The organism is Paenibacillus allorhizoplanae, assembly GCF_927798215.1.
Classification (GTDB): domain Bacteria; phylum Bacillota; class Bacilli; order Paenibacillales; family NBRC-103111; genus Paenibacillus_E; species Paenibacillus_E allorhizoplanae.
This window is the reverse complement of record NZ_CAKMMW010000004.1, coordinates 344976-358879: the sequence shown is the minus strand read 5'-3', so window position 1 is coordinate 358879 and position 13904 is coordinate 344976. Positions and strand designations below refer to the sequence as shown.

7 protein-coding genes and 1 pseudogene are annotated in these 13904 nt (G+C 42.7%); all 8 read left to right on the top strand.

Features of this window, described 5'->3' with window-relative positions:
• Positions 1-1620 (top strand): response regulator transcription factor, encoded by a 1620-nt coding sequence (locus tag L6I86_RS10175; protein ID WP_236286750.1) that lies wholly within the window; start codon positions 1-3, stop codon positions 1618-1620.
• A gap of 72 nt (positions 1621-1692) precedes the next feature.
• Positions 1693-2238 (top strand): annotated as a pseudogene (locus tag L6I86_RS10170) (Gfo/Idh/MocA family protein); the annotation flags it as partial.
• Between the two features lie 235 nt (positions 2239-2473).
• Positions 2474-3550: a Gfo/Idh/MocA family protein gene (locus L6I86_RS10165; RefSeq protein ID WP_236286748.1), complete on the top strand. Its 1077-nt coding sequence runs from the start codon at positions 2474-2476 to the stop codon at positions 3548-3550.
• Between the two features lie 318 nt (positions 3551-3868).
• Positions 3869-9016 (top strand): cohesin domain-containing protein, encoded by a 5148-nt coding sequence (locus L6I86_RS10160; RefSeq protein ID WP_236286746.1) that lies wholly within the window; start codon positions 3869-3871, stop codon positions 9014-9016.
• A gap of 75 nt (positions 9017-9091) precedes the next feature.
• Positions 9092-10732, top strand: a complete 1641-nt coding sequence (locus L6I86_RS10155; RefSeq protein ID WP_236286744.1) for an S-layer homology domain-containing protein — start codon at positions 9092-9094, stop codon at positions 10730-10732.
• A 217-nt stretch (positions 10733-10949) separates the two neighbouring features.
• Entirely contained in the window at positions 10950-11747 is a 798-nt protein-coding gene (locus L6I86_RS10150; protein ID WP_236286742.1) for an AraC family transcriptional regulator, read from the top strand.
• Between the two features lie 325 nt (positions 11748-12072).
• Complete coding sequence (locus tag L6I86_RS10145) at positions 12073-13011, top strand: ABC transporter permease (protein ID WP_420851870.1); 939 nt, start codon at positions 12073-12075, stop codon at positions 13009-13011.
• A gap of 14 nt (positions 13012-13025) precedes the next feature.
• A complete protein-coding gene (locus tag L6I86_RS10140) occupies positions 13026-13898 on the top strand; it encodes a carbohydrate ABC transporter permease (protein ID WP_236286738.1) in 873 nt (290 codons plus the stop codon).
• Positions 13899-13904 lie beyond the last annotated feature (6 nt).

The following is a 13904-nucleotide window of genomic DNA, read 5'->3' as shown; positions in this document are numbered from 1 at the left end:
GTGTGGAAGATCGCGATTATTGACGATGAACGCCAAGTGCTTCAAGGAATGAAGCGCGCCATTCCTTGGGATGAACTGGAAGCAGAGTGGGTTGGGGAAGCCATGAATGGCGTCGATGGGTTAAATATGATCCGGACTACACAGCCGGATATTGTTATAACGGACATATATATGCCCCTTATGAATGGCTTAGACATGATTGAACAGTTAAGAAAAGAAGAATTCCCTGGAAAAATCATCATTTTGAGCGGCTATTCAGATTTTGAACATGCCAGACAGGCTCTGAGGTATAACGTCAGTGATTATGTGTCTAAGCCGATTAGCATGCCGACGTTAAAGGTAATCCTAAACAAAATTATCCAAGAGCTGATGGATGTGGAAGAAAGGCGGATGAAGCAGGGCGAGTTGGAGTACAAGTTGATGCTGTACGAGCCGTTTATTGAGAAGGAATGGGTGCGTTCAGCTGTAGTAGGCACATTGGAAAGTGCTAACCAGACCGAACAAATTCTTCCTCAACCATATCGTTTCTGGTCCAATACTAACCATGCTGTGATCGGGATTGAACTAGTTCGTGATGAAAGGGTACGCAAATTTTCAGTATCGGACTGGAACTTATATCGATTTGCCGTTAGTAATATCGTTTACGAGCTGGCTCGTAAGGTTTTTCCATCTGTTGAGTATACAGAGCTTCACAGCACCCGTGCTGTATTAATTATTCATCCGGAATCGGATAACAATGAATACACACACACAGCCATGAAAGATTTGAGCATACAGATTATTGAAAGCGTTGCAAGTTATCTGAAATTGATGAGTCGTGTCGGAAGCGGAAGCATCAAGTCCGATTGGACCCAAATTCCAGATTCAACGGAGGAAGCATTCCGTGCCATCGATATGAGACAACTACGAGTAATCCCACCCTTTGAGTTTTATGTTTATCAGAGGGAAGCGGCGACCGAAGAGGAGCAGGTCGCCTTGTTTCCAGTGAAATTTTCCTACGAGCTCGCCAATGCCATGAAGGCTGTCCAGAAAACGAAGGCTCAGCAGCTCGTTGCCGATTACATCGGAGAGTTGGAAAGCCAGGCTGGGATAAGATCTGAATATGTTCAGATGCTAGGTAGTGAATTATGGGGAATTATCTCGTACTGTCTTTATGAAGCTGGACATGTTCTGGACGATCTATTCACAAACGACCAGATTGCAAAGGAAATAAAGGACTTAATCCAGCCGGATCAGCTTCAGAAGTGGCTATCAGAAAAAATTTCTATAATATGCGACAGCAGACAATGGAAGGGGAGCAGCAAACACCGTCAGGTCGTTGATTTCATTACGCACTACATTCACGAGCATTACGCGGAGGATTTGACGCTGGCCATTCTGTCGGATAAAGTTTTTATTTCACGAAACCACCTGTCTATCATTTTCAAAAATATGACCGGTGAAACCTTCAACACCTATCTGACCCGTGTAAGGATTGAAAAAGCTCGCGAACTGCTTTTGGAACGGAATATGCTGGTCTATGAGGTTGCAGAGAGCGTTGGATACAAAAACTTTCCTTATTTCAGCCTTCTATTCAAAAAAATGACCGGCATGAACCCGACAGACCTCATTAAATTATGACCTAGGCGAACAGGCTAAAAACTAAATATAAGTTGGATTGCCGTATCATGCAGGATTACAAGGAGCTTCTAGTCATTGGAAGAATGCGACAGGATGATTGAAGCGGCGGAGGAATCGGGGCGGATATTGTCTGTAGTGGGGCAAAACCGTTATTTGGATCCTATGATGAAGCTTAAAACTACGCTAGACTCAGGTCTGATCGGCAGAATTGTTCACGCCAAGGTGGAATCACACTGGTGGAGAGGTCAAAACTATTATGATCTGTGGTGGTGAGGTACCTGGGAGACGGAAGGCGGCGGATGTACCCTGAACCATGGAGTTCACCATATTGATATCCTGCAGTGGATGATGGGTATGCCCGACACCGTTCAAGCGGTCATGAGCAATGGTTTGCATCCAAATTCGGAAGTGGAGGATCTATCGGTTGCTCATTTATCTTATTCAAACGGCAGCATGGCTCAAATTACATGTTCGGTCAATCATCATGGCGAAGAACAGCAGATTGTTTTTCATGGAGAGAAGGCAAGGGTTTCTGCTCCTTGGAAGATAAGTGCCTCGACTCAGCTAGAGAATGGTTTTCCAGAAAGCAACACCGAATTGGAGCAGAAGATCGATAAGTCATCGAATTGTTGACTGCCATCTATGAAGCGGCAATAACAGCCCTGCCAGTCCAGCTGCCGTTAAAAAATGATACCCTATTATGAAGGCATCCTCACCCATGCGCCTCGTTTCAACAAAATCCTTCGGTACGAATGAAATGACACTTTTTGGGGGAAATCTGTTACTTAATGCTTTATTCCTGTAATATATTTTCATATTTAGTTAAATATTTAATTAATTAGGAGTGGATGAAATGGCAGTGAAAATCAGCATTATCGGAGGAGCTGGCTTCCGTGCGCAGTACTTTTTACGAATCTCGGAAGCGCTGCCAGAGCGGTTTCAGATCATCAGTATGGTGATAAGGGATCTATCCAAAAGGATAACGATGCAAGAACAATGGAGAGTACCAGCCTATCATTCCCTTGAAGAGCTTCTAAAGTATGATCAACCGGACTTCATTGTGCTATGTGTAAGCGGCTCTCAGAGCCTGGATTACCTGTTAAAGTTAGCGGAAATAGGAATACCGGTTTTAGTAGAAACGCCACCTGCACCGGATATGCTGGGACTGGAACTTCTTCATGACAAGTTAACATTGACTGGAGCACGCGTACAGGTAGCTGAACAATATCAATTTCATCCCGTGCAGGAAGCGCGTTTGGCCCTAATCCGTTCGGGAAAACTCGGGGTTGTTACGGAAACGACAGTTTCTATTTCCCATTTGTACCACGCCGTCAGTTTGATCCGTCGAATGCTCGGCATCACATTTGAAGAAGTCAAGATCAAAGCCATGCGTTTTGAATCCAGATGGGTTAACGGTCCTACCCGGAACGGCCCACCAGAGGAAGACAGGATGATTCCCATGCAAAGGGATATGGCTTGGTTGGATTTCGGAGACAAGCTGGGGATTTATGACTTTACCAAGGACCAGCACCGTTCATGGACTCGTTCCAACCATCTTTCCGTAAGGGGAGAGCGGGGAGAAATCTTCGACAACCGGATTCTAATCCAACAGGAGAACACGGTCCCATTGCAAATGGATATGAAGCGAGTCAACCGAGGGGAATATGAAAATGCGGAAGGCTACTTTCTGCAAGGAATTCTTTGCGGGGAACAATGGTTGTATCAAAATCCTTTTGCACCTGCAAGGCTTTATGACGATGAAATTGCTATCGCCAGCTGTCTGGCGAAGATGGCTGATTATATCAATGGCGGTTCGGAGTTTTACAGTTTGTCAGAGGCTTCCCAGGATCACTACTTGGGCATGATGATTGAAAAGGCGATAATATCGGGTGAAACCGTGATTGCTGACAGACCGTATTGGGCTAAATAATGCGGACTAACAAACCTGAATCTCGCCATCTGTTGCCCTGTTTATTAGGATTATCGGCACACGGAAATGGACGGAGTTTATCGCTTCCGAGTTCATGCATCTGACGTATGCATTTTCGGTCTATTTTATAACAAATCGTGGATCATTCATATATATTACTTATTCCCGAGTTGTTACTATAGTAACAGGCAGATGAAATTATATAGATGAAAATAGAAGGGGGAACAAAATCGAATTCGAAACTGTTCTGGCCGTTATGGTTATAACAAATGCAGTTAATGAAAGCGGTTACAATAAAGTTAAGGAGGAACATGTAGAATGAATATAATTAACTGGCGAAAGTCGCTTTCGATTAGTTTAGTTAGCGCACTGATGTTATCCGCCATCGCCCCTATGGTGGTTTCCACTTCGGTACATGCAGCGGTTACTGCTGCTCCAGTTACAGCTAACTGGTACACGCAATATCAGACGATGGATGGATTAGGTGCTGCCTATGCCTTCACAGATTCCGTTCAAATGATGCAGCTTGCTTCAGCAGGCCATCAGGATACTGTCAGACATTTGCTGAATCTGACATTCAGTGAAAAAGACGGAACTGGACACGATATTGTACGTGTCATCATCGGCGATAACGGTGGCCTCACCACGGCTAACGCGACAGCAACTAGCCCAGGCTTCAACCCTTTAACTGGCTTGCTTGCCGATGTTACAAAACCAGGATTCGATATCCAGAATAATCCGATTCCTATGAGAGGAACGGCAGGTCAGTACGGATATAAGATTGAAGCAAGCGACCGTTTCTATGACGGGAATACGGATAGTATTTGGCCCAACGAGCCTGAACATGCCCCAGGTACACTGGTACCTGTAGAGGGTTTTGTATGGGATTCCCCATCTTGGAATCAACCGATTGCTAATGACGATGGAGGCCCTACCAATCTCTTGAGTGCGCCAGGCCAAGATCCTGTAATCATTAAAAACACGCCACGAACACGGAAAGAGCTTTTTGACTTCGATCAGGTATGGACAATGCTTCAGGCTCAGCAGTATGGTGTGAATCAATTCTATGCCTGCACATGGACTGCGCCATATTGGATGAGTAATTCGTCAACCAATGCACCTAACAAGATTATTCGAGCGGACGTAGCTACAATCGATGGAAAGCCAGTAAAAATATATTACCAAGCTTTTGCTGATTATCTTGTCAATTATATCCGAGGTATGTGGGAACAGTACGGCATTCCCATTACCGATATCAATCCCTTTAATGAAGTTGACCTTGCAGGCGGTAGCGCTGCCTATGTGACAGAAATTATTGACAGCTACGTCGGTCCTACCCTGAAGAAATCGATGCAGCCAGGCGGTGCGCTCTACGATATTAAGAACCCAAGTGGTAAGATTATAGATTTCATACCTAAGCTTGCTGCTGTAGATGGTACCAACCTTAGTGCGTCTTTAAGCAGAGGCGGCGCGGTATTTTCTGAAACTGACCCGGGTAATGCAACAGATAAAAATCCATATCTCGACACGTTTACGACTCACTTGTATGGCACGGTCGGTATCGGGACAGATGACACGAAACTGTACCATACGGGTGACTTTTCCCAAAGTCCATTGGACTATACCAAGGATGGATCCAAGTATCCGGAATATCTGACGAAATATAAGTTATGGCAAGCCGAATTTATGAATCAGGATACTGGTGATGGTTCTGCAGGTGCTTATACGCAAAGGTATGGCAATCAGAATATCAATGATGCTGTTCGTTGGTCCAACCTGTTGACCAATATGTTTACCAGTAATCCGGGTTTCAATGGCTTCGTCTGGTGGAGCATGTGGGATAGCAACGGAGCAGATGGTTCCGACCTGATTCGCTTCGCACACACCAATTCCCAACAGAAGGCTGGGCACGCAAGTACACTAACTGGCGAATACCGTTTGTTCAAACGCTTTTACGGCTATGGTCATTTCTCTAGATTTATTAAGCCGGGCGACGTACGCTTTGATGTAACACGCGCACCTGTAACCGATATTAATGTTGTTGGTTTCAAGAATCCGATGAATAATGATTTCGCCATGACGGTTTCCAACGCAAAAAATGATGACAGCGTTCAACCTTTGGAATTCACGCTGAAGGACTTCCCAGCAGGTACCACAAGCGTAACTGTGTTCCGCACCTCGGGTAGTGAGAACCAGAAGAAGCTGGCTACGATTCCTGTAAGTAATGGCAAGTTCGTTATCGACATCCCTTCGGCTAGCATCGTTACCATTGTACCGTCCCAGGGCACATTTGCCACTTATAACGGTCTTGATGGCGAGCGCGATATTTTCTCTTCTCTTGAAGCGGAAGGAAATGACAATAGTGTACCTGGTACCACAACAGGAAATGCAGGTCGTGCCAACGAGGCAGTCACTTTGAGAAATGGAGACTACCTAGCTTACAAAAACCTAAACTTTGCAGATGGTTCTGCTAACGGCGGTGTGGTTCGTAGACACTTGTTATACCTGACCGCACAGACGAAGGCAGCTAAAGGTGGCAATCTACAAGCATATGTCTTGCCTGTGGGAACATCTGTGAACAACACAGGAGATATCCTATCTCAAGGAACAAAAGTAGCTGATATTTACGTGCCGGCTAATGATAAATTTGGCAAGTTTCAGGATATGGTAGATACAGGTGATCTTAGCGCATATGGCCATAAGGATCTCTATATCGTAGCTGCTGCGAGCGGGTCCAGTGATACGATTACCGTAGACCGTTTCTTATTCGGAGCCAACGATTCCGATTGGAGTACAGCCGCCAACAACTCAACGGTGTCCATACCAGGAAATATTCTACTTAATGGAGACTTTGATACGACAACAGCCTCCAATACAAACAATTGGTCTACAGGTCGTTATAACAATGGAACGTTTGAACAGACCGTCACAGGACCTGTTTTAACAGCGGATAACATTCAGAGCTATTCGGGTATATCCCGATATCTGAAAAACAGCAACACATCGAAAGTAGCTGGATCTGGAAAAATTGCCAACCGTGTCAATGCCCAAGGGCAATATGACGGATTGTGGCAAGATGTCACTGGTAAGCTTACTAAGGGTGAAAAGTACAACTTCAAGGGGTATTTCCTTGCCATGAAGAGTCGTCCGGAGAGTTATGATATTGCTGCCGAAAACCCTGGGGACGTAGAAGCCCAACTGGTTTATTACGATAGTTTAGGTAATCAACTAGGCATGACCCCAATCAATGGTCGCGATATGCCTGAACCATACGCAGCTCGTGAGGCCGGGGATCCTGCCTATTGGAATAATGGCCAGTTTGTTGGCCGCATCCTTGAGGGCGGACCACTCAGCTTAACCTCCTTCCAGCCTGTAGATATCAAGATAGCAGACTGGCATGAGACACCTAACCAACCATTCACTTATAGTGAACCAGATGGAACTGCTAAGGTTGTTTTGGCTCTATATGCGAAGGATTCCAACATTCTTTATGCAGATCAGCTGTCACTTACACCTGATTTGATACCAACGTACAGTGTTTTCGTTGATGGAGCGCAACCTTCCAACTTTGATGCTAACAAGTTTGAATATACGTACACAGTAACTGGAAGTACAATTCCAACTGTAACGGCAACTACAAATGATAAAGATGTACAAGTTAGTATTTCTCAAGCGGATAGTACGCAAGGTACTGCTGTTGTACGTTTTATTAAAGGTCAAAATGTGAAAACCTATAAGATAGCACTTAGTACTACTGAGGTCATAAGTTTTGCGAGTGGACTTCCAACAGGTTGGCAGGTAGCGAACCCAACGGATCCTCAAAATCCCCAAAGTGCTGTAACTTACAGTTCAGCGGGAGCAACAATCGCAACTCAAAAAGCGGATACCGATTATCCAATTAGCCATAATATCCTGCAATTCCCGTGGACAGCTAATGGGAATTGGACACTTTCAGCGAAGCTTACCGTGAATAAAGCACTAAGTGACGCTTCTTTTGCAGAGAATACGCAAATCGGACTAGGTATGAGCCGAACTTCAACGGGTGAATTCTTCAGAATCAATGCAAGAAAGAATGGTACTTCTATTAAAATCAATAACTCGGATATCGTAGGCAGTACGCCACATTCTAATACAACTGGCCAAACAACTTTAAGTGGTACAGATTACTATCTACGCATTGTGAAGACTGGCAATGATGTGCAAGGGTACTATTCAAGGGATAATGGTGCAACCTACTCACCATTAGGTAATACTTCGGCAAATGTCGCGACGACTTTTACCCCAGATTTCTTTACTGATGCGAAATTGCAATTGTACGCAATCAACCTTAGTGCGACAGCGGATTTGCAAGCAACGTTCTCCAATGTGACATTAGTAAAGACATTAGGTAATTCTGGCGATGTTACTGCGGATCAACAAGCAGTGGAACAAGCAGCAACTCTACTTGGTAACAGTATCACAGTTCCGAATGCAACTGGTGATGATGTAGCAACACTGAAAACAAAAGCCCAACAATTACTTAATAATAATGCTGATCTAAATTCACTAGGGATTACCACCCAAATTCTTGGTGATGGTGCAGATGGTAAATTTGTACTGAGCATATCGAAAGGAGCCTCAACGATCACTGTAAATGGTTTTACCATCATCGGTCAGGCGGGTTTCTCAGCGGCATTAACGGGGACAACCAGCGTTACTCCTGGTCAGTCATTTAACGTAAACTATGGATTAGTAAACGTAACACAAGGTGTGTATGCCCAAGATCTAACCCTAAACTTTAACGCTTCCCAGCTCGAGTTTCAAGGCATTCAATCCTTGAAAACGGGAATTACTGTCGCTGATAGTCAAGTTATAGCTCCGGGACAAGTTCGTGTCCTGGCATACTCTCAAGGCGTAGCGAATGCTGTGTACGCAAGTGGGGATCTTCTTCAGTTCCAGTTTAAGGCACTTTCTACATCCAGTACGGTAACTAGTTCCGTTTACCTGACAAATGTTAAAGTATCCGACGACATCGGAACGGTTACGAATGTGAATAGCGGTTCGCCGTATACCGTTACCATTGAAGCAATCGTAATCGACAAAACTGCTCTAAATGGTGCTATTGAATCAGCAGTCGCGAGTCTCGATGTGGCAACGGAAGGTTCTCTGTGGGGACAATATCCATCCGGCGCCAAAGCGGCATTGCAAGCAGCTGTTAGCACCGCACAAGCAGTAGCATCGAATGCCACAGCTACACAAGATCAGGTTAACCAGTCGGCCTTGCTGCTTAGTAGTGCACTGCAAACCTTCACGAATTCTATTCGTACACAAGCTACAATCGGTGATTTAGGCGTCTTAGCTAACCGCTATAATTTAACTTCCGATTCATCGGACTGGATCAAAATTAAGCGTTATGATAATAATCATAACGGACGAATTGATATCTCTGACCTTGCGTACATCGCAAGACTTATCCTGAATTACTAAAGCAAGCAATGATTTCCGGAGGAAGGTTAGTATATACCTTCCTTCCGGTATTTAGGTGGAAAGGGTGAAGAAGCTATGCTTAGAACACAAGGAATGATGGGAAGGGTTCTTGCAATAATGTTTTTATGTACACTTTATTTGCTTCCTGTATCTCCTGTACATGCGGAAGATTCACCGCAATTTATTTTGACAACAACATCCGACTCGACTTCAGTTGGTAGCGAACTGAAGGTTACTATTCGTGGCCTGCAGCTGAATGACTTATATGCCTATGAGTTAAACCTTACTTATGATTCGACAAAACTCGAATTTATAACTGCTGTAAGCGATGTGAAAAATGAATTTACAGTACCTACCATTCAAAACGGAAATCAACTTCAATTGGCACACACTAGTGTAGGACCCAAAAGAGGATTAGATGGTAATGCTAACTTATATACACTTACATTCAAAAGTCTTTCTGTTGGTGAAGCAGCCATTTCGCTTGATAAGATCACGTTAATTGATTCTCAATTGCAATCTTCAGATGCAATCGATGTTTCTCAGAAAACGATTAACATTGAAAAAAGCAATAGCGGAAATGGTGGTAACGGTGGTAGCGGTGGAAGTGGAACCACTGACCCTATTAGTGAACCGGTAAAGATTACAGATGATGGTAAAGGTAAAAAAACGATTGAGCTTCCGGCTGCTGCCAATGATGTGAATATAGCGTTGAACCAAATTGGAAGTGATCCTAAGACACATTTGGAGATTAAGAAGGAAAATCTTAGTGTGGAGCTTCCTTCCGAGGTGCTGCAGCAATTAAGAGGCAATTTATCTCTTGAACAATGGAATGACAGCAGGCTTTTATTCACTATGAAACCTCTTTCAGATAATGAAGCAGATACACTTATAGACAAGAGCCAACAGTCTTATAATGTTGATTTAAAGCCATCTGGCAACGTATACGAATTCAGTTTGCAAATAGTTACAGGTGGGAATGAGATTACGTCATTGAAAAATTTCACTACACCAATCACTTTGCGATTCAAAGTAGATCCTTCCCAAAATGCTAAGTTAGTCTCCATTTATTATATTGCGGATGATGGAACGCTTGAGTTTATAGGGGGTACTTACACAGTCGGAGTAATATCTGCCGAGATTTATCACTTTAGTAAATACGCTGCTATAGAATACACTAAAAACTTCAAGGATGTACCTAATGTTCATTGGGCGAAAAATGTGATTACGGAGCTTGCTTCTCGGCATATTGTAACGGGTACAAGCAGCACGGATTTCGAGCCGGAACGTCAGATCACCAGGGCTGAATTCACTGCCTTACTGGTGAGAGCACTTCATTTAACCGATAATGGAAATAGCAATTTCTCGGACGTGTCGGTATCAGACTGGTTCTATCCTGAGGTTTCGACTGCGGTGAAGTCTGGCATTGTTGAAGGAAAGAGTGAAACGACTTTTGCGCCTGAAGCATCGATTACACGAGAAGAAATGGTAGCTATGCTTATGCGTGCATATGAAAAGCAACACAATTATGCTGCTGTGCCTTCTGTAAACGCTTTTGACGATGAGGACGCTGTATCTCCATGGGCCACGACGTATGTCAGGAACGCGAGAGCTTTGCATCTTATTGAGGGAAGAGAGGGCAATTTATTCATACCTAAAGGAGTCGGAACTAGAGCAGAGGCCTCTCAAGTTATTTATAATTTCTTGGGGCAGTAGAATAGTACTAGGAAGAGCCAAGGTGGGTGCCTTGGCTCTATATGTGTGATGATAGCATTCATCAGAGAAAATACAATATTTCAGAAAAAGTTTTCTGTTCTTTCTAAAATTATACAATTCGCAGGTAGTTTAACCATTACTAGAACAAAGAAAGCTATATTCAATGAGTAGGTATTGGGTTAGTTGTAAAATTTTATAATTAGAAAGGATAATTTCTATGGAGTATGTTGAAATTAATCCTCAAATTGAATTATTCATCAATAGACACTCCACACCCACTTGGATTATTGAAGATGCGACAACCGATTTTATTGATCTAACTTATATATTCAAGGGAAGGGCTCACTACTCCATTAATGGTACTGTGTATGAAGTCAATCAAGGTGATCTCCTATGTATCCCTAAAGGCAGCCGCCGAAGCGCAATTACTGACGCTGCTAATCTAATGACGAGTTATGCACTGAATATCCATATCTATGATTTGGAAGGCAAGGATGTAAATCTACCGTTTTCATTAATTTCGCATATTGGTGAGCCAGAAGAATTACATTCAATGTACAATGAATTGACATTTGAATGGCTAAAGAAAAATAAAGGTCATGAATTGAAAGCCCGTGCTTTGCTTCTTATGATCCTACATTATTATTTCAGGTGTTTGTATTTTAAAGGGAACAATGTGAATATAGATAAACGAATCCAAAGATCTATTAGATATATTTTAAGTAACTTGCAGAATCAAATAGAAGTAGAAGAGCTTGCATCCATTGCTGGTTTGACTACAGCATATTTTGGGACGCTTTTTAAGAAATACATGGGTGCATCTGTTAAAGAGTATATTAATAGAATGAAAATTAATGATGCTGAGAATATTTTACTTAGCGGTGAGTTTACCGTTCAAGAAGCTGCTTATAAATGCGGTTTTGAAGACATTTATTATTTCAGTAAATTATTTAAAAAAATAAAAGGGTTTCCACCCTCTAGAATCTTAATAGAGAATAGTAAATCAGATCGGTAGGAATTTGAAACCTCAAGCTGATTTTGTAATATAATTTCGGACATACCGTTGATGTTGCGGTAGGTCCTTTTTTTATACATATTTACTTGTTCAATTAAATTGGCATATAGATTTAATTAATCGTTCAATTAATAAAAATGTTATCCATAATTTATACAAAACGTTAAAGAGTTTGTACATGGATTTTGAAAGCGCTTAAAATTACAATTTAAGTATATAAAAGTAAGAAATATACCCTTCAAAATGGACTATCATCCGAAACATCATTTTGTTGAAAACTACAAAATGGTGAGAATACCAAATGGAGAGGATCGATGTAATGAAAATGGAAATAATCGCTAAAACCTCCACACTTGCAGTCAAAGGAAATGGCATCTCCTATCTGAAACGGCATTGGACGCTATACGTAATGATGGTCATTCCAATGACATTTTTCATCATTTTCAAGTACATTCCGATGGCGGGTGTTATGGTGGCTTTCAAAGATTACAACATATTTAAAGGGGTATGGGCGAGTCAATGGGTTGGGTTTGCAGTCTTTAAAGAAATCTTCGCCATGCCTGAATTTTATAAGGCACTTCGCAACACTCTCATGCTGAACGTGCTCGGCTTACTTACTTTCCCGGTTCCGATTATTCTGGCTATACTACTGAACGAACTTCGTGTTCACTGGTACAAAAAGATTAGCCAAACACTGATGTATCTGCCCCATTTTATTTCTTGGGTTATCGTAGGGGGAATGGCCATAGAGTTGCTCTCAACCAATAACGGTTCAATTAATCATATGTTAATGGCGATTGGTGCTTCCCCCATTCCTTTCTTGGAAAAACCAGTACTATGGATTACAACATATGTGGGAACCGGAGTATGGCGGAATGCTGGATGGGGAACGATTCTATATCTAGCAGCGCTTACAGGAATTAATAAGGAACTATATGAAGCTGCTGAAGTTGACGGTGCATCCCGGATTCGTAAGATCTGGCATATCACTCTGCCTGGCATTAAGCCGACTATTATCGTCCTGCTCATTCTTCAGATCGGTAACATGGCCAATATCAGCTTTGAGCAACCCTATGTTCTGAAAAATTCATACGTTATGGACTATGCTCAAGTAATCAGCACTTATGTATATTCGGTAGGGATTCAGTCGGCAAGATTCGCTCTCGCAACTGCCGTCGGATTGTTCCAGTCTGTAGTCGGATTGATTCTCCTTCTAACAGCAGAATTTATTTCAAGAAGAATCAACAATCAGGGCATTTTCTAGAGAGAGGTGAAACCATGATTCAAAATCCGACTGAGAAAATTGGCAATATTATAATTATGCTCTTATTGGGCATCTTCTGTTTGTTCTGCGTGGTGCCTATGCTCCATATTTTTGCTTTATCCCTTAGTGGTAACCGGGCCATTATGTCTGGAGAAGTGACAATGTGGCCGATTGATTTAAGCTTCGAGCCCTACCAGAATGTATTTGGTGACATGAGTATGATTCGTTCTCTTATGTTTACGGTGTGGCTTGTCGTCGGTTACACATGCGTGAGCTTGATAGCTACCATCTTAGCTGCCTATCCGCTTAGCAGGCGTAATTTTAAGGGGAAGAACGTCTTGTTCGCTCTTATTATCATTACAATGTTCTTTAATCCCGGGATTATCCCTAATTACTTATTGATTAAGCAGTTACATATGTTGAACAGTGTTTGGTCACTAGTGCTTCCACTACTAATCAATGCATTCTTGCTAATTATCTTGAAAACTACGTTCACTCAACTCCCCGATGAACTAGAAGATTCCGCCTGGATGGACGGGTGCGGACATTTCCGCTATTTGCTACAGATAGTGCTCCCCCTATCATTGCCGATAATTGCAACCTTGGCTTTGTACTCAGCAGTCGATCGATGGAATATGTTTCAGGATGCGTTATTCTATATCAACGATTCCCACCTTTATCCCATACAACAGAAGCTATACGAGATCGTGGTAAACAGTCAGGTGAACGACGCCACTGCTCAGGAAGGCTTTGGTGGATCAGCTCCAGTACCAGAAAGTTTGCAGGCAGCAAGCATAATGTTCGCCACCGTACCAATTCTGTTAGTCTATCCTTGGCTCCAACGTTATTTTATCTCAGGTATGCTTGTAGGTGCTGTCAAAGGCTGATAGTTG

Excerpts from the sequence above, each read along its gene's own strand:
- L6I86_RS10165 (WP_236286748.1), top strand. The coding sequence starts at position 2,474 with ATGGCAGTGAAAATCAGCATTATCGGAGGAGCTGGCTTCCGTGCGCAG.
- L6I86_RS10160 (WP_236286746.1), top strand. The coding sequence starts at position 3,869 with ATGAATATAATTAACTGGCGAAAGTCGCTTTCGATTAGTTTAGTTAGC.
- L6I86_RS10155 (WP_236286744.1), top strand. The coding sequence starts at position 9,092 with ATGCTTAGAACACAAGGAATGATGGGAAGGGTTCTTGCAATAATGTTT.
- L6I86_RS10150 (WP_236286742.1), top strand. The coding sequence starts at position 10,950 with ATGGAGTATGTTGAAATTAATCCTCAAATTGAATTATTCATCAATAGA.
- L6I86_RS10145 (WP_420851870.1), top strand. The coding sequence starts at position 12,073 with ATGGAAATAATCGCTAAAACCTCCACACTTGCAGTCAAAGGAAATGGC.
- L6I86_RS10140 (WP_236286738.1), top strand. The coding sequence starts at position 13,026 with ATGATTCAAAATCCGACTGAGAAAATTGGCAATATTATAATTATGCTC.